Source organism: Segatella copri (assembly GCF_019249795.2).
GTDB lineage: Bacteria > Bacteroidota > Bacteroidia > Bacteroidales > Bacteroidaceae > Prevotella > Prevotella copri_B.
The window spans coordinates 255,519-275,767 of the sequence record NZ_CP156892.1 but is presented as its reverse complement, the minus strand read 5'-3'; the positions used below and the strand labels follow the sequence as shown (position 1 = coordinate 275,767).

The following is a 20,249-nucleotide window of genomic DNA, read 5'->3' as shown; positions in this document are numbered from 1 at the left end:
CGGAACGATGGCAGAACAAGAACAAGATAAATTACTCATACGATTACACGTCTATGATACAGATCTTTCTGTAAGAATACCTAGGGAAGACGAGGAGTATTATCGTAAATCAGCTAAGCTGATAGATGATATTGTAAACTCATATACCAAGATTTTCAAAGGCAGAAAGAGCGATAAGGAAATCCTGTATATGGCGCTCATTGATGTGGCATTGAGATATGAGAAGGAATCGGATCGGAATGATACGAAACCTTATGATGATATTCTTGAGAAGCTTACCTCCGAGATTGAAGACGCTTTGAAATAAGAATATTAATAAACATATATATAATATAATGATAGTAACTATTATAGCAGCCTTGGTGGCGCTTGTTATCGGCGGTGCTGCTGGGTATTTCATTTTCCGTTATGTCATTAAGGGAAAATATAATGAAATGATAGAAGCTGCCAACAAAGAGGCAGAAGTAGTAAAAGAGAAGAAGCTTTTGGAAGTGAAGGAGAAATTCCTCAACAAGAAGGCGGAACTCGAAAAAGAAGTGCAGCAGCGTAATTCTCGCATCCAGCAGAATGAGAATAAGCTGAAACAGCGCGAGATTTCTCTCAATCAGCGTCAGGAAGACCTCGGTCGACGCAAGATGGAGATTGATCAGTATCAGCAGCGTGTTGACAACGAGAAGAAACTCTTGTCTGTCAAGCAGCAGGAACTTGATAAGATGCAGAAACAGGAGCAGGCTAAACTGGAAGAACTTTCTGGTCTGAGTGCTGAAGAGGCTAAGCAGAGATTGATTGAGAGTCTGAAAGATCAGGCTAAACTCGATGCTGCAAGCTATGTGAACGAAATTATGGATGATGCCAAACTCAATGCTAACCAGCAGGCTAAGAAGATTGTGATTCAGACAATCCAGCGTGTTGCTACTGAAACAGCCATTGAGAACTCTGTCAGCGTTTTCCATATCGATAATGATGAGGTGAAGGGACGTATTATCGGTCGTGAAGGCCGCAATATCCGTGCTCTGGAAGCAGCAACTGGTGTAGAAATCGTTGTGGATGATACTCCTGAGGCAATCGTTATCTCAGCCTTCGACCCTGTTCGTCGTGAGGTTTGCCGTCTGGCTCTCCATCAGTTGGTAGCTGACGGCCGTATCCACCCAGCCCGTATCGAGGAGGTGGTAGCCAAGGTGAAGAAGCAGTTGGATAATGAAATTATCGAAACTGGTAAGCGTACAGCTATCGACCTCGGTATTCATGGTCTGCACCCAGAGTTGATTCGTATCATCGGTAAGATGAAGTACCGTTCTTCTTATGGTCAGAACCTCTTGCAGCATGCCCGTGAAACCGCTAACCTCTGTGCGGTTATGGCTTCTGAATTGGGATTGAATCCTAAGAAGGCTAAGCGTGCCGGTCTTTTGCACGATATTGGTAAGGTGCCTGATGAGGAGAGTGAATTGCCACACGCATTGTATGGTGCCAAGATTGCAGAGAAGTATAAGGAAAAACCTGATATCTGCAATGCCATCGGTGCTCACCATGATGAGATGGAGATGAACACATTATTGGCTCCTATCGTACAGGTTTGTGATGCTATCTCTGGTGCCCGTCCTGGTGCCCGTCGTGAGATTGTAGAGGCTTATATCAAGCGTTTGAACGATCTTGAAGCTATCGCCATGAGTTATCCTGGCGTAACCAAGACTTACGCTATCCAGGCAGGTCGTGAACTCCGTGTCATCGTTGGTGCGGATAAGATGAACGATGAAGAGAGCATCAAGCTTTCTGATGAAATCGCAACCAAGATTCAGAATGAGATGACTTATCCTGGTCAGGTTAAGATTACTGTGATTCGTGAGACTCGTAGTGTAGCTTACGCTAAGTAAGATAGAATTATATTTGAAGTTTAAATTGTCGTTTCTCTTCTGCAAGGTAGAGAGATGTATCTTGATAAAGCCGTACTCTGTTTATAGGGTGCGGCTTTTCTTTTCCCTTTTCAGAATATGATGAAAGCAGAACAGAAAGTATTAAAGCGATTCAATAAGGGATGTGTCGATTACCGGCTTTTGGAAGATGGTGACCATATTCTTATAGCCTTGAGTGGTGGAAAGGATTCCCTGGAACTGGTCCGTTTGCTGGCTCAGCGTGCCCGCATCTATAAGCCACATATTGAGGTAGAGGCGGCTCATATCATCATGGATAATATTCCTTACGAGACCGACCGCTCTTATCTGCAGGATTTCTGTGCAGAGAATGGCATCAAGCTTCATATCCTTCATAGTTCGTTCGATGAATCCACCGATCCCCGAAAGACCCGTTGCTTCCTCTGTGCCTGGAACCGACGCAAGACGCTCTTCGAGTTTGCTGTAAGCCACGGGTTCAATAAGATAGCTCTGGGACATCACATGGATGATATCCTCGTTACCCTGCTGATGAACATCACCTTCGAGGGTTCGCATTCCACCATGCAGCCCAGTCTTCCTCTGAAACATTATCCGCTTACCATTATCCGTCCGCTCTGTCTCGTACATGAGGCGGATATCCGGCAGGTAGCAGAAGAGTTGCATTTCACTAAGCAGAAGGCGTTGTGTCCTTACGAAGAGACTACCCGCCGTTCGGATATGCAAGCCGTCTTCCATCATTTGGAGCAGTTGAACCCAGAGGCGCGCTATAGTCTTTGGCGCTCTGTCTTTATGGAATAAAATATAGTAGAAAAAGCAATAAAAAACGAAAGTACTTTCATGAGCACATGAAAGTACTTTCGTTGGACAATGAAATAGGCTTCATTTGCCATTGAAGCCTATTTCATTTTTTTATGCATACGAGTGCATTCCGGTAAGGAAGTAATTTACTCCGAAATATGTCATGGCAATGCTCATGAATGCCAGGGTGATGTAAATGTGATATACCAGTGGCTTGCGGAAGACCGGTAGACTCTGCGTATGCACTACTACGGCATAAATCATAAAGGTGATGAGCGCCCACGTCTCCTTGCTATCCCAACTCCAGTAATTACCCCAACTCACGTTAGCCCAGATGGCTCCGATGAAGATGCCGAACCCCATCGTGGTGAGGGCAGGGTAGAGGAAGAGACGGCTTAAATCCCGCAGTTCTTCGCCATGAAAGCGCATGCAGATGCCCATGATGCCGCAGATGAAAGTCAAGGATAGCAGTGCATAGCTCATCATGATGATGCTGACATGGATGCTGAGTAACGGACTGTTCAATACTGGCATCATCTGTCCGATAGCAGGATCCATCTGGTTGATATGGCTTACCTGAAGGAAAAATCCTGAAATTAGGAAGCCGAATACCATCACGATGCGGATGCGCAACTGCATCAAAATGCTGATAAGCATCACGAACCAGGCTACAGTCAGCATACTTTCATATCCGTTAGACATAGGTATGTTGCCGCTGATAATCCATCTCAATGCCAATCCGAAGGTTAAGGCAAAGAAGGAAACGCCAAGCAAGATAGGCAAAGCGATGTTCAATGCCTTGATTTCTCTCTTCTTCGTCATGCGATAGATGGTGTAGAAGAGGGCAATGAAGCCCAGTGTGAGGTTTGCCATGAAGAGAATGGTTGCAAAAGGAAAGGCATTATTGATGCGTTCTGCCTTATACTGTGTAGCTGTTGGCAGCGAATTACCGCTACTAACCTCCTGATATTTCTTCATCTTGACGAAGAACTCGTTTACTCGGCTCGTATTGCCTGCCTTTACATCACCATTCAGCAGAGAGAATACATTCTTGATATAGAGCGCATGCTGGTGCTCCACGGCCTGTGGCAACTTATCTACAGGTGAAAACCACGTGGTAGTGCCAGCCTTGATGAATGAATGATCCTTGGTAGCCTTCACATTCTTGGTGAAGGTGTAAGGAAGAACTTTCAATGAGATACCTTCTCGCAACTCCATGATGATTTGTATCTTGCCATCGATATCGGCGGCTTGCTGATGGAACTTGTCCTGCTGCCCATTGTAGTATTCCTGAACATACTGTCCGATGGTATAGCCCCCCATCTCACGATTGAAGAAAGTATTGAGCGAAGCATAGTCAGGCAGATTCATCGCTGTTTTCATTTCTCCGCTCTTGATCTTGATGAAAGGCTCGTTTGCCCAAGTATTTCCATAGAATACCCAACCAGAGAGTACCTGTTCTGCAGTCAATCCCAGATAGCTCCTGGCTCCATATATCTTCTTGCAGAAATCGAGGGCAAAGGTCTGTACCGGACAGATGCGGTCGTTGTAGAGAATATGAAGCTCGCCAAACTTCTCTGCAGTTTCCTTTGGCAATACTGCATTTTGGAGATTGCTTGTTGCAGATTCTGCATGCAGTGTCTGTATATTGCCCATGCTGAGGATGAGTGCTGTTATCAACGCTCCCTTCTTGAGCAAAGGACTCTTCAGTAGTCTGCGATAACCGCCCTTAGGGTCGAAGAGCATCCATACGAGGGAGATGAAGAGCAGCGCATAGCCAGTATAGGTGACTGGTATGCCGTATGGATCGGCATTGATAGCGAGCACGCTTCCCTTGCCGTCTTCATCGTAAGATGACTGATAAAGACGGTAAGACCGGTGGGAATAGATGTTGTTCATCGAAACTTCGCCTTCGCTCTTATCATCTCCGTCTATTACGGTGAATTTTGAAGAATAGTCAGCCACAGCGTTGGTACCATCATGCATCTTCGCTTCAAACTTCTGCAGGCAGAGCGAGAAAGGCAGTTTCTCTTCCTTCATGCCCTGCTCTTCATCCTGAGCCATATAGGTATCTGTAGGCTGACCGATGCGCAGATGAATCATGCCTCTTTTAGCTGATACATGCGTGAGTAGGGCACCCAAGAGGATGATGATGAAGGAGAGATGGAGTGCCAGCGTAGAAGCGCACTTCACTTTTCTTTTGATGATATAGAACGCACCTAGGGCAGCGAGTACTGCCCAGATTAGAATGAACCACCATGCCCCATAGTAGTGGGCATGGGCATAATCCGTGCCCTGGCTTTTTTCCACGATGGTGGCGGCAGCCATGCATACGAGCACAAGAATGTAAAGAATGAATATAATCTTTTTAACCATACTTAGTTGGAATCTTGATAGAATTTCCGCTGCAAAATTACGATATTATTCGGAGACAAGCAAGATTTTATACGTATATTTAGAGGTTCTGATAAAAAAGCTGCCAAATGCTTTTGATAGCCTGGCAGCTTTTCTTATTTTTGTTTCTTCTTGTAATATCTTATCATTAGATAGAACGCAGGAACTTAACCACTGCATCACGATCGCTCTTCGATGCTTTGTAGAAGTTCATGGCTGAACTATAGGCATGACTCTTCTTGCTGTAGCAGTGCCACATGATGGCTTCCACCTCGTTGCGGGCACGACAGTCGTGCAGGCGATCTTCTGCACCTGTGTTCAGATAGCTCAAGCCACGACCCCAAAGTGGAGTGGTGCGGCACCATGATCCATGGATGTCGTTCATCATATAGAGCTTGTGCTGAATGAAGTCAGAATATGGATAAATGGTCTGGTTCTGATAACGAGGCAACTTCTTGTCGGCGATGTACTTGGATGTTACGTAGTTATCGTCACCGGTCTTCCATGATGGCTTGTGACAGTTGGCGCAGCCCCATTCCATGAAGAGTTTTTTACCTTGCTGTACCTGTGAATCATTCAAGTTGCGGGCACGAGGTACTGCAAGTCCACGATGCCATACCATGAAGGCATAGAAATCGTCCATGCTCTGCTCAGGCTTGAAGTTGTGCCATTGGTTGTCAAACTGGTTGGTTTTTGGATCCAACAGGTTTACTACTGCTTCCTTGATTCCCTCGTCAGTACCATCTGCATAATATGGAGAGGTAGGGTCCTTCTTGATGGCTGCAATCACATCCGTATTCTCTGACATTGCCTTTGCCCAAGGGGTCGTGGTATAGAGGCAAGGACGATCCTGACGGGTAACATTGGTGATGTTCCAGATAGCGTTAGCACCAGGACCATCCTGTAAACTACCACGGGTCAAGGCATAAGTGAAGCGCTTGACAATCTTTTTGTTCAATTCAGAGGTGTTTGGATCGAATGTGCTGCCATCTGCATGCACGCCACCAATAGCGTATTTGCTATCTCTACCAAATGTTGTATAGTATGCTCCGTCGGTAAAGTCATTCTTGTCGGCATCCCAAAATGATGGATTGATGTATTCTTTTACGTCAAGTCCAGCTTTCTTGAAGTAAGATGCCTCTGATGCATACTGTGCCTTGATAGCTTCGTTAGGAATGGCATCTACCAGTCCTGTACCACCAATACCGATGGTAGATTCCAATCTTACAGCTACTGTACCATTGCCGGTTTCGTATGGAGTAGGACTGGTGTTGAAGGCACTCTTAGGGATAGAAATCTCAGGATAAATCAAATCAAACTTTTCGCCATCAGGGAACTGCATGGATGGTATCTCTTCTGTTTCCATCTTGTTGACGTGCTCCCAACTCATATTGATTTTGCTCTCATCGATAGGTGGCAAGAATGGAGACTGTGCTTGTGTCTGAGGCATACCTGTAACCTCAGCTACATAGCCACCATCATTGCTGTTGGCACCATCTACAGGATGATAAACTACGAGCAGATAACCATTACCGTTACCATAGCGGGTTTCATACTGTGCCTTGCGCTTGCCATGACCATACTCTGGGTGGCAGTCAAAGCAAGATGAGCGTACAGAAGCAGGACCCAAGCCCTTGAAGGCACCGGTGTTCCATGAATACTGGCGCTCGAATATCTGCTCGCCGATAAAGAACTGCTTGAAGAGTTCTGGATCGTTATCTACGGCAGGGGTCTGGTCAGAGTAACTGCTGGAACCAGTGTTCTCTGTTGTCCCCAGCTTACCACCTGGATACCACTCATCTGCAGTAAAGTTACCCACTTCCTTACCTACGTATGCGGCATCTGTTTCCTGAATTTCAACTTTGTTGTCATCGTCAGAACAGCTAGCCATTGTCGTAGCCAAAGCCAGGGCGAACGACAGGTAGGCGTAATTCTTAAAATTCTTATTCATAATGTATTTTCTTTGTGATATATTATATTTAACCCAAATGACGTAGCTTCGCTTCTATTGAAGAAAGCAAAGCTACGTAATCCTTTATTCCTGTTGTTTCTGCTGTAAGGGATAAATTACTTGGAAACCTTCAAGGCGCGGAACCAGGCACCCGCATTGTTCAACTCGTCGTCCAGGGTGTTGATCTTGTCGATGCAAGTCTTTACCTGAGCATTGGCTGGATCATCCACGAAGGCGATACCGCTCTTCTTGGCAGACTCCAATGCTGCGATAGCCTCATCAAGAGCTGTATTCAATGCGTTGTAGCCACTGTAGTTGTACTTCTTCATGATAGTCATCAATGAATTAGCAACAGGAGTTGTAGCAGTTACATGACGTGTACCATAGAGAGAGTTCTTGATAGAGTAGATGTTGTCCTGATAGTCGATGAATGAACGCTTGCTGTATGGTGACTCAATGTAGTCGCGAGATTCAGCTTCGCCATCCTCTGTTGTACCGCCATGACCGGTAGCTACACGGTAAGCCTGACCCAGCTTCTGGGTGTAAACCTCCTGGCAGATGCTTGAGCAGCCGCCTACGAATACATTCTCCAAGGTCTCCTGCCATGTAGGGAACCAAGCCTTGTCGCCTGTGGCATTGAGGAAGAACTGACCGTAACCGATACCTGCAGAAGAAAGGGCACCAGCACTCTCCTCCAGACCAGCAAGACCATCAACCACCCACTTGCAATTGGTTGTCAACCAAGAACCGAGGGTTGCATCACCATTCCAACCATACTGGAGGAGTGAAGTCATGTTGTAGATGTCGCCAGCTACAGCGGCAGCAAATGCCAACTCGTCGATACCCTTTACGGTGGTCATGCCCTCTTCTGTCTCGTTGTTGTTCAGCATGGCTGCAGTACGTGCGGCTCCATTACGGAAGAGTACGAACTCCAATCCGTGGAAACCGATTACAGAGTCGAAGTTCTTGTTCTCGGTATAGATAAACTGAGCTGGGTTTGAACCCTGGATTCCGGCGATGATGTTCTGGTTGTTGAGTGCCTCTACCATCTGGTCGTGGTCGAGTGGCCATGAGTCGATGTGTGGGTCAATCTCGTTGTTGGCTGCTGCACCATAGAGGAATGCCTCACTGCGCTCCCATTCACGACGAGCGTTCTTGAAAGCCTCGCAGGCATCGGTGATATCTGCATCGCTCAAGTTGCCAGCCTTGGCGTTGGCGTATGCCTTGTCGCATGCATCCTTCAGAACCTTAGCGTTGTCTCTCAAATCCTTGTAGGTAGGATTGATAATGTCGTTTACATAAGTGTTGGCAACTGCTGATAATTCTGTTGCTGGAACTACGTTACCCTCTGTTACTGGGCCATCATCATCGCTACAAGAAGCGAAACCCAAAGATAAGGTCATTGTTGCTACGAACAAGAATGCCTTCTGGAAAATCTTTTTCATGTTTCTTTGTTTTTTATGTTTGAATATGATAATTATTATTCTATGAAACGGCTCTTTTCACCTGGATTAGAGGAAGAAGCCCTGATAAGCGATGCCGATGTTCACGGCTGGCTCATTGTTGTACTTAGAGTGGAAGATGCGCTGGTTGTATTCAGCTTTCACACAGATTTGTGGGAGAGGGAAGTAGTTGATACCTGCTGCCACAATTTTGCGGTTGGTCCACTTGGCGGTGGTATTGTGAACGGATGAATCGTAATACTCGAAATGACCGAACACATACAGCTTCTGGTTGTTTTCACGCAACTTGGAAATCTGAGAGAAGACATCATAGCCTGCTTCCACCATGGTAGCGATGGCATGACTGCCGAAGTATTTGCCGCTGCCTGATTCATTAGGCTTGACGTTAGCCGTACCAGGATATACAATGCTGGTAATGGCTGTAGCATCGCTTACATAGCCATAATCCACGTTGCCTCTAATCTTCCAGTTGTACTTGTTGTAGGTGAAGTCGAAGGCACCTACATATACGTTTCCCTTGATGTTTTTGTGTTGGGTATCCTGTGGGGTGGTGTTGCCCATCGCCTTGCCGTAGTAACCGCTCAGTCCGATGCGCAGACCAGGAATACTGTAGTTATCTACACGGGCAGCAACGGCATATTTGTTGGCTACCTCAAACTCGTATGGACTCTTGGCACCGCCTTGAATCCAGTTGCTGCGACTGAAACGGTAGGCGTTCAAACCTGCCAGAAACTGTGCCTCGTAGCGGAACTTACCGCTCTTTCCCCAGAAACTGATACCAGTCTGGTGCCATGTACAAGGAAGAATGGTGTTTTCTCCTTCCGGACGATAAACAGTAAAGAAATTCAATGGTTCGTGATAGGCATTGGTAAGACCTACAGGTACAACGATGTGTCCAGCCTTGATGTTAGCCCATCGACCGAATGATTTCTGAATCCAGAACTGTTCGAGTTCCACCTCGCCACCTTTCTCTACCTCTTGTTCATACTCGATGGCCTCCTCTGCCTCGTATTCGATAGACTGTCCGGTACCTCCGTGTTCAAACTCAATTTCAGTACCCATGGACCATCCCTTTCCGAAGTCGTAACCCAGGTAGATTACTGCATGAGGAATGTCGAAGCGTCCGTGGTCGGGTGCGTTTTTATAAGCGGTGGCGTTAGAGTAGCGTTTTCCTGCGTCGCTATAGAAGTTGCGGCTCATGGCAACCTCGCCATAACCACCCACGCTGAGGCGCTTGCCGTTTACATGCTGCATCACACTATCGGCAGCCACTGTTTGTGCACTTGCCGTTGCCAAACCGGCAACGAGGGCAGCGGACATCAATCCAATTCTTAAACTGTTCATCTTTAATATTTTGAAATTATTGTTATCGTATAATTTTATATAAAGGAAAGAGCGCGGATGTCTGCTTGCGGTCTCGATACTTTAGAGGCCTAGTATCTCCTTAAAGCCATGAGGCATGATAAGGAATTACGCAGCTCTGCCGCTCGGGAGTGGCAATCATCACCGCGCTCTTTCTCGATTTTGGGTGCAAAGTTACAGAGTTTTAAAATATCTTGCAATACCTAAAAATCGGTAAACTGGCGCATCCCCATTTTTAGGTATTGCGAGTTTCGAAACTTTTTTGTATATTTGCAACCGAAATAGAAACATTATGAATGTTCTTGATACAAGGATGTTTTCATTTAAGGATAAAGAAAGATGAAAAATCAGAAGATGTATGAAGCTGATGACAAGATGATCAGCATCATTAGAGACAATTATAACATTTTACAGAGCCTCGGCAGCTTCGGTATCAACCTGGGCTTTGGTGATAAAACTGTGTGCGAAGTTTGCGAAGAACAGCAGGTGGATACCTATACTTTCCTGTCCGTGGTTAACTTGACGATTAATGGTTACAAGGAGTATGACGATGCTGACCGCCTGTCGCTGCCGACCCTATTGCATTATCTCAAAGCATCGCATGCCTATTACATAGATTTCCAGTTGCCGTTTATCCGTAAGGAACTGGTTGAAGCGCTGGATGAAAAGGATAATCTGGCGCGCCTTATCCTCAAGCTTTATGATGACTATGCCCATAGCATCACCAATCACATGAAGTATGAGGAAAGAATGGTATTCCCTTATGTTCAGGCACTTATAGATGGTAATGCCAATGCAAACTTTGATATAGAAACCTTCTCGAAGCACCATGCTCAGGTAGATTTGAAGTTAAAGGAACTCAAGAGTATCATTATCAAGTATTTGCCTTCTGATGGCTTGCATAATAATCAGCTCAGCGCCACTCTTTATGATATATATAATAATGAGGAATGGCTGAAACATCATTCTGAGGTTGAGGAAGAAATCTTTATTCCTGCAGTAAGAAATGCAGAGCGTAAACTGAAGCAGAACGATGTGAGTGCCAAGATTTCGAGCATGATTAATCAGACTCCGATGAGCGGTGAACAGTTGAGCGACCGTGAGAAAGATGTGATTGTTGCTTTGGTTCAGGGAATGACCAACAAGGAGATTGCTGACCACCTGTTTATCTCTATTAATACGGTCATTACGCATCGCAGAAACATCGCCCGAAAGCTTCAGATTCACTCTCCAGCAGGTCTTACAATTTATGCCATCGTGAACAATTTGGTTGATATTTCTTCTGTAAAGCTGTAGCTTATCTGTGGAATATCTGTTTAAATAATGTTATTTTTCCTAAAATGATAGCGCCTTCCTCTCACATGAGGGGAAGGCGCTATCATTATATTTAGGTATGTGATGATTCTGCATCACTATTTATGGTAAAGGCTAGATCATATTGATGTCAACAAAACCATGCATCACAGCATAAATAGTGAGTGATGACACACTTTTTAATCCCAGTTTTTCCTGTATTTTCTTGCGATGGGTAATCACAGTAGTCAGTCCGATACAGAGTTGGTCGGCTATCTCTTTGTTGATTTTCCCTTGTGCTACCAGAGATAATACCTCTATTTCTCTATCCGACAGAACTTTTTCCTGAGTGACAGGGGGCATGGCAGGGATATGTTCGCCATGAGGATGACCGGAATGCTGCAGGTTGAGAAACTCTTTTATCAGGTATCCTTCTGGTACATTGACGCAGAGACAATGAAATTCTGCAAGTTGCGAATTGGGATCGTTGCTGGGTGTTAGAACGATCACGTGGTGGTTCCTGTTGCCCTGTGTGAAGAAGTAACGGTGTTCCAGTACAATGTGCATAGATACAAAACTATGAACAAAGTGGTCAGGATTGTTTGCCTCGTACTGACGGAACGAACCGAAGGTCGAGATTTTCATCATGGGCATCACTGACTCAAGCAGTTGTCTGAGTCCCATTGCGGCGAGTGTATTGCTCTCTACTATTGCCATTTCCGGCATCTGTTTGCCAGCCATGGCTTTCATCATTTCTTCATTCATCTCTGTTTATTTTACTTCTGCTAGTGAAAGTTGGGTTATACTTATATCTTGTTTTTACAAGAATGGAGTGAGTACCTTTGCGGCAAACCATCCTTTGAATCTTTGCCAGCCCGTACGCCACTCTCTCCAGTTCTTCTCATTGAGTAAGAAACTGTCTTTCTTTTCCCCATCAAAGAGCTGTACCAGTTGTTGGGTAGTGCAAGAATCCACAATCACTGCATTCTCTTCATAGTCCCAGCGCAGGCTTCGGGCATTGAGATTGGCACTGCCAACGGTACAGAACTTGCCGTCTACCATGATAATCTTGGTATGGTGGAAGCCCCGTGTGTACATCCAAACATTGCATCCTGCCTTCATCAGTTTGTGGGCATTATAGAAACCGCAGTCAGGAGTCAGCGGAATATCGCTCTTGGTAGAGAGCATGATTTCTACTTTCACTCCTCTTTTCACAGCATTCTTCAATGCCTTTTTGAGTTTATGACTCAAGGTGAAGTAGGGGCTGATGATCTTGATGCTGTCCTGTGCATCATTGATTGCATTCACATAAAAATATCGGATGATATCCTTTGTTATATGAGGCTCACGATTAATGATGCCGACCATCTTTCTGTAGGCTGTTGCTGTCGTATCTGGCTTGAGATTCTCTACCAGATAATCCTTCTTCTTATATCTCCAGAACTCAGTGCTGTGCACATTCTGTCCGCTCACCTTATTCCACATTTTGAGGAATATCTTCTGCAGGGTATTCACCTCGCTTCCGTCGATGCGACAGTGCATATCGTGCCATTCTCCTACAACCTTCGTACCTTTTATATAATAGTCGGCAACGTTCATACCGCCTGTGTAGGCAATCTGTCCGTCAATGATTACGATTTTACGGTGATCACGGTTGAAGATTGCATGTACCCATGGAAACTTCAGGGGCTTATATTCATAAATCTCTATGCCGTTGGCACGGATTTTCTTGAGATGTCTCTTTCGCAGAGGCTTATTGTTGGAAGAGTTTCCGAAACCATCATATAAGGCTCTCACCTTTACACCCTCCTTGACTTTCTGAGCTAGTAGGTCGAAGAGGAGGGAGGCGATGCTGTCGTTGCGAAAGTTGAAGTATTCCAGGTGTACACTATGTTTAGCCTGTCGGATTGCCTGGAACATATCATCAAACTTTTCCTGACCGTTCATCAGTAGGGTTACTGAATTATCGTGAGAAAAGCTGACACCTTTCCCACGAAGCTGATTAACAATCAATGAATCGCTAGTCTGTGCGCTGCACAACGAACAAGACAGCCATAATGTCGCTATTAATAAAAAATATCTCATCTTATCTATAACCGTGTTATCTATAAATCCGTGTAATCTGTGTAATCCGTGCCTAAAAATTTATACCATGCAGGCATAGTGGTCTACGATACCTTTCAGATGATTATCCTTGTCTACAACCAGTACCGTATGCACCTTATATTTGTGCATGATGCGCTGAATCTCCGAAATCTTCGTCTTCGGAGTCACCATTTTCGGAGTGGTGGTCATGATGTCGCTTACAGTCTTGTTAAAGAATTCTGCCTGCCATTTCTCCATGGCGCGTCGGATATCACCATCGGTAATAAGTCCGATAACGTGGTTGTCTTCATCCAATGAGATACCCAATCCCAGTTTGCCCTTGCTTACGTGGATGATAGCCTCGCCCAGGTGCATTTCCTTGGGAATGATAGGCATATCATCGCTGCGCATCACATCTTCTGCTGTGGTCAGCAGTCGTTTGCCTAATTCTCCACCAGGATGGAACTGTGCAAAGTCACGAGGCTTGAAGTGGCGTACCTGCATCAGGGCGATAGCCAGTGCATCACCCATAGCCAATGCTGCAGTAGTACTGCTGGTAGGGGCTAGGTTCAGCGGACAAGCCTCCTTCTTTACCTTTACGGTGATATGATGGTTGGAGTATTTTGCCAGCAGGGAATCTGGATTTCCGGTGATGGAAATGATAGGAATATTCATGTGGAGTACCATCGGGATGAAACGAAGCAGTTCATCGGTCTGACCGCTGTTACTCAGTGCCAGAACCACATCCTTGTCGGTCATCACACCTAAGTCGCCGTGATAGATATCCAGTGGATTGATGTAGAAGGCTGGTGTGCCTGTAGAGGCAAGTGTAGCGGCAATCTTGGCACCTACGTGTCCACTCTTGCCCACACCTGTAACGATAATCTTGCCTTGACATTGATACATCATGTCTACAGCTTTCTCAAAGTTGTCATCCAGATAAGGTATCTGGTCGAGGATGGCCTGCGCCTCGTTTCTAAGAGCCTGTTCGCCATAACCGCGAACAATCTTATCATCTATATTGTTATTTTTATCGGTCATTTCTAAATCATTTGAATTGGCTTTCCCTTCGGACGCCGAACCTTTTTTCTTCGTTTTTCACTTACAGGAGTTCTTCTATAAGTGATTCCAACTTGTTTAATTCCAGCATATTGGCAGCATCGCTCTTGCCCTGGTCTGGGGCTGGATGTACTTCAAAGAAGTAGCCGGTAGCTCCGAAAGCTTTAGCCGCCTTTGCCATTGCTGGAACGAACTTACGGTCGCCTACGGTTTTGCCGTCACCTGCACTCGGGCGCTGAACGCTATGGGTACAGTCCATGATGACATTTGGCACAATCTCCTTCATGTCAGGGATGTTTCTGAAATCTACCACGAGATTGTTATAGCCGAAACAGTTGCCGCGTTCTGTGAGCCAAACTTCTTTGGCACCGCTCTCTAAAGCCTTTTCTACAGGATATTTCATATCTCTTCCGCTCAGGAACTGTGCCTTCTTGATGTTGACGGTTTTGCCTGTCTTAGCTGCAGAAACCAGAAGGTCGGTCTGTCGGCAGAGGAAGGCTGGAATCTGGAGAATATCACATACTTCGCCTGCTGCTGAAGCCTGATAACTCTCATGAATATCTGTTGTAACCTGAAGGTTGTACTTCTTCCTGATATCTCCCAGCATCTGGAGTCCTTTCTCCAGTCCTGGACCACGGAAAGAGTGGATGCTGGTACGGTTGGCTTTATCGAATGAAGCCTTGAATATGATTTTTGTTCCTAACTTTTCGTTGATGCGGACGAGTTCCTGAGCTACTGTTTCCAATAGTTCCATTGACTCGATGACGCAAGGACCTGCAATGAATGTTGCCATGTTTTTTAAAGTTTATAGTTTATAGTTTACAGTTAATAGGGAGCTAACCTGCTATTAACTGTAAACTGTAACCTGTTAATTATTAACTTGTTTGATTGTAATTTCACGCTGTGGGAACGGAATCTCGATGTTATGATCGTTGAGCGTATCGTAGATGCACTCCATGATGGTGGCATCATCGATGGCTTGGGTAAGCACGTTCACCCATACTACGATTCTGAGTGTGATGCAGCTGTCATCGAAACTCTTCAGTAACACCTTCACGCCTTTGTCCTGATAGATACAGTCCAGTTTCATGAGGGCATCAATCAGAATCTGTTTCACTTCCTTCACATTGCTGCCATAAGCAATACCTACCTCCAGAATATCCAGCTCATAACCATGATTTTTGGTCATGTTCTTGTAGTTTTTGGAGAAAAGCTGCGAGTTCTGGAAGGCTATGACCGAACCGTCGGTAGCCTCCAGCATCGTAGAGGTATAACTGATACTGCTTACCTTACCACGGGTGCCATCACAGATAATATAGTCACCCACCTTCACACGGCCCATCATCAGAGAGATGCCGTAGTAGATGTTCTCGAGAATATCCTTTGATGCAAAACCCAGACCAGTTGATAAACCGGCAAAGATAGCTAGCAGCCATGATTTTCCTACCTGGAACACATTCAGGGCTATCAGCAGCCAGATACCCCAGATAATCACCTGCATCACGTTCTTGAACATCACAATCTTTGAAGCAGCCGACGCCGGGTCTGCCTTCTCGAAGTGATGACGCATGAAATCTACAGAAGTAATGTTGATGTAGTTGAACAGGAAGTACAGGCAAGCTACCTCTGAAATACTGAAAAGCGATGCAGTGAAGTTACTGGTCTTGATGTAATCCTTGTTGAATATCTCCCATGTCGTATCACTCATGTTGAATATATCTGCAGCCCAATAGATAGAGATGATGAACGAGAGTACGCCTGAAATAGGGAGCAATACCTTATAGATAAAGCGATACAGCCATTTGTCGGTAATCGCCTTGTCAGCCAACTTCTTACGCTTGGCATATACGCTGAGCCATCCTTCGCAACAGGTGATGGTAAGCACGCAGGTAAGCAGCATGGTCCACCAGATGATAAGCTGGACGGCAAGCAGTGTGAAACCTGTCCAGGCAAAAATGGTACTTACTCCGAATACGGCAAGCGATATGAATGCGTATGTCTTGTCGGTGCGTAATACCTGGTTGTGCTTTCTGCCAATCACATTCCACTGCCAGAGAGCGCAGAGCAGAAGGACTGGTGGAAAGATGAGGTTTACCAGGTCGTTTGGTATCAGGATGATACGGAACACGATAACGATGAAACCTACCAGCATCAATGGTGAATAGATACGGAAGGTATTCTTGATCTTATCGTTGTCTACACGTAGCAGGATAGATACCAGGATGACGCCAACTAGCCAGGAATATTCTACCAGCAGCTGGCTTGCCATAATCACGAAGTTCTGGGTAACCGCCATTCTTACGATACCCAGGATGAATGCGAAGGTTACTACCGTCATCGCCATGACAAGGCATGGTCGTTTTGCCATAAAACTTTCCTTTCTGTTCTCGAACATACCATGCTTCATGAGTTGGGTAATCACGATGCGGATGGTAAAGAGATTGAGGAAGATGGAGATTAGTCCCCAGAAGACGATGATACCAAAGAGGATGTAGATGATACGAACATCCCATTGCGACATCATGCCCGGTACGGGCTTGTATTTCTCGGTTACAGATGTCTTCGCCTCCTTATAGTTCATGCTGAAGTTACGGAGTATGCGCAGATAGTTGTCGTCTCCATTATTGAAGATACTGTTCTGGATATCTTCGTATCTGCGGTTGGCATAGTCGTTGAGCGCCTGTAACTTACGGTCGGTTCGGTCGTAAGCCTGCACATAGGCTTGCAACTGTTTCTGTTTCTCTACCAGCTGGCGGCGGATATTGACAGCCAGAGTCAGGTCTACGTTTCGGTTCACCTGTGCTTCTTCGCTGAGAAACATGGTGTTCATGCCGTAGAGATAGTTAATGAGCGAATCGAAACGAGCCACCTCAACATTGTTCTTCTTGATCATCTGGCGGAAAGGAACAGCCTTCGACTTAAACTTCTTAAACTGCTCTGTAGCCTCATGACAGGCATACGTCATGTCGAAAATATACCCATTGCGCTGCGAATAGAGCATGATGGAGTTCTGGTCAGCCTGTTTCACAATACTGATGAGTTCCTGAATCACAGCCAACTGTTGAGCCTTGGCAGCTTGGTTCTGTTTCTCCAAGTCTATGTGATAGTTGGTCAATTCTGTACGCAGCATATAGAGTGTTGTGTCCAGGTTGGCTTCCTTGAGCACTGCGTTGCTTGGCAGCACGAATGCCACCATCAGCAGAATTATGATGTATAGTCTCTTCTTCATATTTAGTAAATTTGACTGCAAAGTTATTAATAATTCGTGAAAAAGCAAAGAGAAAATCGCCTTTTTTGATATATTAGCATCTTTACGTTCGATTTTTAGGGTTATCTTTTGCATTTTTCATATAAATTGATTACATTTGCAACGTCAAAGGATATGTTAATTAATCAGATAAGAATATGAAGATACTCATAGCAGATAGTGGCAGTACCAAGACCGATTGGGCTCTGGTTGATGAACAGGGTAACGTGATGGTTACCTGTAAGACGCAGGGCATCAGTCCGATTCATCAGAGTGATGCCGAGATATTGGATGTATTGTGTAAGGAACTTGTTCTGTCAGAGCAGCCTCAGCAGGTTTTCTTTTATGGCAGTGGAGTAACCGAGGCGATGAAGTCTCGCATGAAATCACTCTTGCAGCAGTCTTTTCCCGAAGCCAAGGTTGAGGCAGAAGGTGATATGCTGGGAGCAGCCCGTGCCCTCTTTGGCAAGAAACCGGGTATTGCCTGTATTTTGGGAACCGGTGCCAACAGTTGTCTTTACGATGGAGAGAAGATTGTGATGAACACGCCTCCGTTGGGATATATCCTGGGCGATGAGGGTAGTGGGGCAGTAATCGGCAAACTTTTTCTCAATGGTATCTTCAAGGGCACATTGCCTGTATCGCTAAAGAATAAATATCTTGCCTGGTCAGGCTTGGATTATCCTACTATTATTAATAAGGTGTACAGACAGCCGCTTGCCAATCGCTTTCTGGCTTCCATCTGTCCTTTTATCTCAGAACAGATAGCAGAAGGTGAGAAATACGAGAACGGGACTGACGAACTGAATGAAGCGATGGCTCTCTATCGTATGATACTGGAGAGTTTTAATCAGTTCTACGCAAAGAATCTCACACCTTATATTAAATATGTCAAGGCGAGCACCGAGGATATAAGCCAGTTGGAGCCAGGCATGAAGGCATGGCATTCATCCTTGGAAGAAGAAATCCCGATGCTTGGTTTTGTTGGAAGCATAGCTCATTACTTTGAATCACCTTTGAGAAATGTGATGGAGGATGAGTTTCATCTCAAGATTTTCCAGATATTGAAAGCTCCGATGCCGGGGTTGATAAAATATCATGTTAATTAAACTAGTTTGATATAAAGTAGGTGTGGGCGTATATCAGGGGAATTTTTCTCTGATGTGCGTCCTTTTTTTGTGCAAATATCGTACATCCTAACATAATATACTTATCCTTTTATCAAAAGTATACATTCACGCTACAGTTTTTTCGCTATCTTTGCAACATGATAACTTCAAAACCCGATAATATGTTAGATTGATATATGAAGAAGATAGTTATGATTATATTGGCTGCCGCTCATTTTGCTTGGGCTGGCGCACAGGTTAAACCTGTGGATGACCGTATCTCGAAAATGAAACTCACGGCTACCGAACTGGCTCACTATATGGCTCCAGGAGTCAACCTGGGTAATACGATGGAGGCGTGCGACTGGAATGAGGTCTTTACCAATCAGGCAGGATTGAAGTCGGAAACTTCATGGCAGAATGATAAGACTACTGAGAGCTATATCCGGAGTTTGAAACAGCAGGGGTTCAACAGTCTTCGCATCCCTATATCCTGGGTGGCTGGACATCTTACGGATAAGGAGAATATGACCATAGATCCTGTCTGGATGAAACGAATCAAGGAAATCGTAAACTATGGTCTCAATGCCGGTCTCTGTGTCATCATCAACGAACACTGGGATGGCGGATGGATGGAGCATGATGCCTTTACCAGTGGGGCGAATGTGACAGAATATAAGGAGATGTTCCGCAAGCTGTGGACGAATATAGCAAAGGAATTCAAGATGTATGACCAGCGGGTTCTCTTTGCTGTCCTCAACGAACCGGGAGTGGGAGGCGCCAGTCCGCAGGTTCAAGGCGACATGCTGGCTCCTGATAGTAAGGAGTTAGCCGACCGTCTCCTGGCATACGAACAGGTGTTTATCGATGCCGTCCGTGCTACCGGTGGTAATAATGCCAGCCGTGTGCTCATCGTACAGACTCCAAAGACCGAGATTGATTTGGCAGCCAAGGATTCTTACGACATCACCCGTCTGAAAGATAATGCGAAGAACCGTCTGATGGCAGAGGTTCATTTCTACGATCCTTATATATTTACCTTGATGGACAAAGATGCCGATTGGGGCAAGGTGGCTCTTTATTGGAAAGGACATGCTCCTGCCGATGACCAGGGACGAACCGTAAACACCATCTGGTATAATAATAAGAATGTGGATGCCTACCAGCATATCACCAATCAGGTGATGAAGATGAAACAGAAGTTTGTAGATCTGGGTTATCCGGTAGTCATCGGCGAATATGGTGCCAACCGTAAGGATGCCTCTCTCTTCGGTGGTAATCAGGAGAAGCATAATGAGAGTATGATGGCATGGTATGGTGCTGTGACTGCCGAAATGATGAAGGCAGGTCTTATCCAGTATGTCTGGGATATCAATGTGCAGCCTCTTCCTCACATGACCATCTTCGACAGAAAAAAACAGGTGGTTTCTGACTCCTATATATTTAAAGGTGTGATGCAGGGAGCAGCCGAAGGGATGGAAGATTACCTGAAAATCTATCCGAAACCTTAGAAAAATAGAGAAAAAGCAATATTATATGTAGAAAGGGCAAAAAAGTATCATGCTTTTTTGCCCTTATTTCGTATCTTTGCAACCGAAA

At 45.2% G+C, this 20,249-nt stretch carries 15 protein-coding genes; 6 read left to right on the top strand and 9 right to left on the bottom strand.

Going from position 1 to position 20,249, the window contains the following annotated elements; all coding sequences use genetic code 11:
- Window positions 1-7 precede the first annotated feature (7 nt).
- The 3 genes from KUA48_RS14125 to KUA48_RS14115 all read left to right on the top strand — a co-directional run bounded on the left by KUA48_RS14125 (window position 8) and on the right by KUA48_RS14115 (window position 2,687).
- Window positions 8-307, top strand: a complete 300-nt coding sequence (locus KUA48_RS14125) for a cell division protein ZapA (protein WP_022120985.1) — start codon at window positions 8-10, stop codon at window positions 305-307.
- A gap of 28 nt (window positions 308-335) precedes the next feature.
- A complete protein-coding gene (rny, locus tag KUA48_RS14120; protein WP_117586134.1) occupies window positions 336-1,871 on the top strand; it encodes a ribonuclease Y in 1,536 nt (511 codons plus the stop codon).
- A 117-nt stretch (window positions 1,872-1,988) separates the two neighbouring features.
- The gene (locus tag KUA48_RS14115; RefSeq protein WP_153094479.1) at window positions 1,989-2,687 is read left to right on the top strand and encodes a tRNA 2-thiocytidine biosynthesis TtcA family protein; all 699 of its coding nucleotides are present in this window, start codon (window positions 1,989-1,991) and stop codon (window positions 2,685-2,687) included.
- Between the two features lie 111 nt (window positions 2,688-2,798).
- On the opposite strand, the gene ccsA is transcribed toward KUA48_RS14115, so the two are convergent.
- The 4 genes from ccsA to KUA48_RS14095 form a co-directional block, all read right to left on the bottom strand.
- The gene (gene ccsA, locus KUA48_RS14110; protein ID WP_218431677.1) at window positions 2,799-5,063 is read right to left on the bottom strand and encodes a cytochrome c biogenesis protein CcsA; all 2,265 of its coding nucleotides are present in this window, start codon (window positions 5,061-5,063) and stop codon (window positions 2,799-2,801) included.
- Between the two features lie 166 nt (window positions 5,064-5,229).
- On the bottom strand, window positions 5,230-7,032 hold the full coding sequence (locus KUA48_RS14105) for a di-heme oxidoredictase family protein (protein ID WP_218431678.1): 1,803 nt from the start codon (window positions 7,030-7,032) through the stop codon (window positions 5,230-5,232).
- Window positions 7,033-7,148: 116 nt separating this feature from the next.
- The gene (locus tag KUA48_RS14100) at window positions 7,149-8,477 is read right to left on the bottom strand and encodes an imelysin family protein (RefSeq protein ID WP_153088440.1); all 1,329 of its coding nucleotides are present in this window, start codon (window positions 8,475-8,477) and stop codon (window positions 7,149-7,151) included.
- 66 nt (window positions 8,478-8,543) lie between these two features.
- The gene (locus KUA48_RS14095) at window positions 8,544-9,839 is read right to left on the bottom strand and encodes a hypothetical protein (RefSeq protein ID WP_119235811.1); all 1,296 of its coding nucleotides are present in this window, start codon (window positions 9,837-9,839) and stop codon (window positions 8,544-8,546) included.
- Between the two features lie 357 nt (window positions 9,840-10,196).
- On the opposite strand from KUA48_RS14095, the gene KUA48_RS14090 reads away from it, so the two are divergent.
- Window positions 10,197-11,153 (top strand): LuxR C-terminal-related transcriptional regulator, encoded by a 957-nt coding sequence (locus KUA48_RS14090; protein ID WP_218431679.1) that lies wholly within the window; start codon window positions 10,197-10,199, stop codon window positions 11,151-11,153.
- Window positions 11,154-11,285: 132 nt separating this feature from the next.
- Here the strand turns inward: KUA48_RS14090 and KUA48_RS14085 are convergent, their stop codons facing one another.
- The 5 genes from KUA48_RS14085 to KUA48_RS14065 form a co-directional block, all read right to left on the bottom strand.
- Window positions 11,286-11,876, bottom strand: coding sequence for a response regulator transcription factor (locus KUA48_RS14085; protein ID WP_371833719.1), 591 nt, complete (start codon window positions 11,874-11,876; stop codon window positions 11,286-11,288).
- 93 nt (window positions 11,877-11,969) lie between these two features.
- Entirely contained in the window at window positions 11,970-13,235 is a 1,266-nt protein-coding gene (gene cls / locus KUA48_RS14080) for a cardiolipin synthase (RefSeq protein ID WP_118152659.1), read from the bottom strand.
- Window positions 13,236-13,295: 60 nt separating this feature from the next.
- Window positions 13,296-14,276 (bottom strand): SIS domain-containing protein, encoded by a 981-nt coding sequence (locus KUA48_RS14075; RefSeq protein ID WP_153073925.1) that lies wholly within the window; start codon window positions 14,274-14,276, stop codon window positions 13,296-13,298.
- Between the two features lie 61 nt (window positions 14,277-14,337).
- Window positions 14,338-15,087, bottom strand: a complete 750-nt coding sequence (gene kdsA / locus KUA48_RS14070) for a 3-deoxy-8-phosphooctulonate synthase (protein ID WP_218431680.1) — start codon at window positions 15,085-15,087, stop codon at window positions 14,338-14,340.
- 75 nt (window positions 15,088-15,162) lie between these two features.
- Complete coding sequence (locus tag KUA48_RS14065; protein WP_218431681.1) at window positions 15,163-17,523, bottom strand: mechanosensitive ion channel family protein; 2,361 nt, start codon at window positions 17,521-17,523, stop codon at window positions 15,163-15,165.
- 176 nt (window positions 17,524-17,699) lie between these two features.
- Here KUA48_RS14065 and KUA48_RS14060 point away from each other — a divergent pair, with 176 nt between their 5' ends.
- Together KUA48_RS14060 and KUA48_RS14055 are read left to right on the top strand one after the other, a co-directional pair.
- On the top strand, window positions 17,700-18,650 hold the full coding sequence (locus tag KUA48_RS14060) for an ATPase (RefSeq protein ID WP_218431682.1): 951 nt from the start codon (window positions 17,700-17,702) through the stop codon (window positions 18,648-18,650).
- Window positions 18,651-18,847: 197 nt separating this feature from the next.
- Complete coding sequence (locus KUA48_RS14055) at window positions 18,848-20,161, top strand: glycoside hydrolase family 5 protein (protein WP_218431684.1); 1,314 nt, start codon at window positions 18,848-18,850, stop codon at window positions 20,159-20,161.
- Window positions 20,162-20,249 lie beyond the last annotated feature (88 nt).

Excerpts from the sequence above, each read along its gene's own strand:
- kdsA (WP_218431680.1), bottom strand. The coding sequence starts at position 15,087 with ATGGCAACATTCATTGCAGGTCCTTGCGTCATCGAGTCAATGGAACTA.
- KUA48_RS14085 (WP_371833719.1), bottom strand. The coding sequence starts at position 11,876 with ATGCCGGAAATGGCAATAGTAGAGAGCAATACACTCGCCGCAATGGGA.
- KUA48_RS14125 (WP_022120985.1), top strand. The coding sequence starts at position 8 with ATGGCAGAACAAGAACAAGATAAATTACTCATACGATTACACGTCTAT.
- KUA48_RS14115 (WP_153094479.1), top strand. The coding sequence starts at position 1,989 with ATGATGAAAGCAGAACAGAAAGTATTAAAGCGATTCAATAAGGGATGT.
- KUA48_RS14060 (WP_218431682.1), top strand. The coding sequence starts at position 17,700 with ATGAAGATACTCATAGCAGATAGTGGCAGTACCAAGACCGATTGGGCT.
- cls (WP_118152659.1), bottom strand. The coding sequence starts at position 13,235 with ATGAGATATTTTTTATTAATAGCGACATTATGGCTGTCTTGTTCGTTG.
- KUA48_RS14100 (WP_153088440.1), bottom strand. The coding sequence starts at position 8,477 with ATGAAAAAGATTTTCCAGAAGGCATTCTTGTTCGTAGCAACAATGACC.
- KUA48_RS14075 (WP_153073925.1), bottom strand. The coding sequence starts at position 14,276 with ATGACCGATAAAAATAACAATATAGATGATAAGATTGTTCGCGGTTAT.
- KUA48_RS14090 (WP_218431679.1), top strand. The coding sequence starts at position 10,197 with ATGAAAAATCAGAAGATGTATGAAGCTGATGACAAGATGATCAGCATC.
- KUA48_RS14055 (WP_218431684.1), top strand. The coding sequence starts at position 18,848 with ATGAAGAAGATAGTTATGATTATATTGGCTGCCGCTCATTTTGCTTGG.
- KUA48_RS14065 (WP_218431681.1), bottom strand. The coding sequence starts at position 17,523 with ATGAAGAAGAGACTATACATCATAATTCTGCTGATGGTGGCATTCGTG.
- KUA48_RS14105 (WP_218431678.1), bottom strand. The coding sequence starts at position 7,032 with ATGAATAAGAATTTTAAGAATTACGCCTACCTGTCGTTCGCCCTGGCT.
- ccsA (WP_218431677.1), bottom strand. The coding sequence starts at position 5,063 with ATGGTTAAAAAGATTATATTCATTCTTTACATTCTTGTGCTCGTATGC.
- KUA48_RS14095 (WP_119235811.1), bottom strand. The coding sequence starts at position 9,839 with ATGAACAGTTTAAGAATTGGATTGATGTCCGCTGCCCTCGTTGCCGGT.
- rny (WP_117586134.1), top strand. The coding sequence starts at position 336 with ATGATAGTAACTATTATAGCAGCCTTGGTGGCGCTTGTTATCGGCGGT.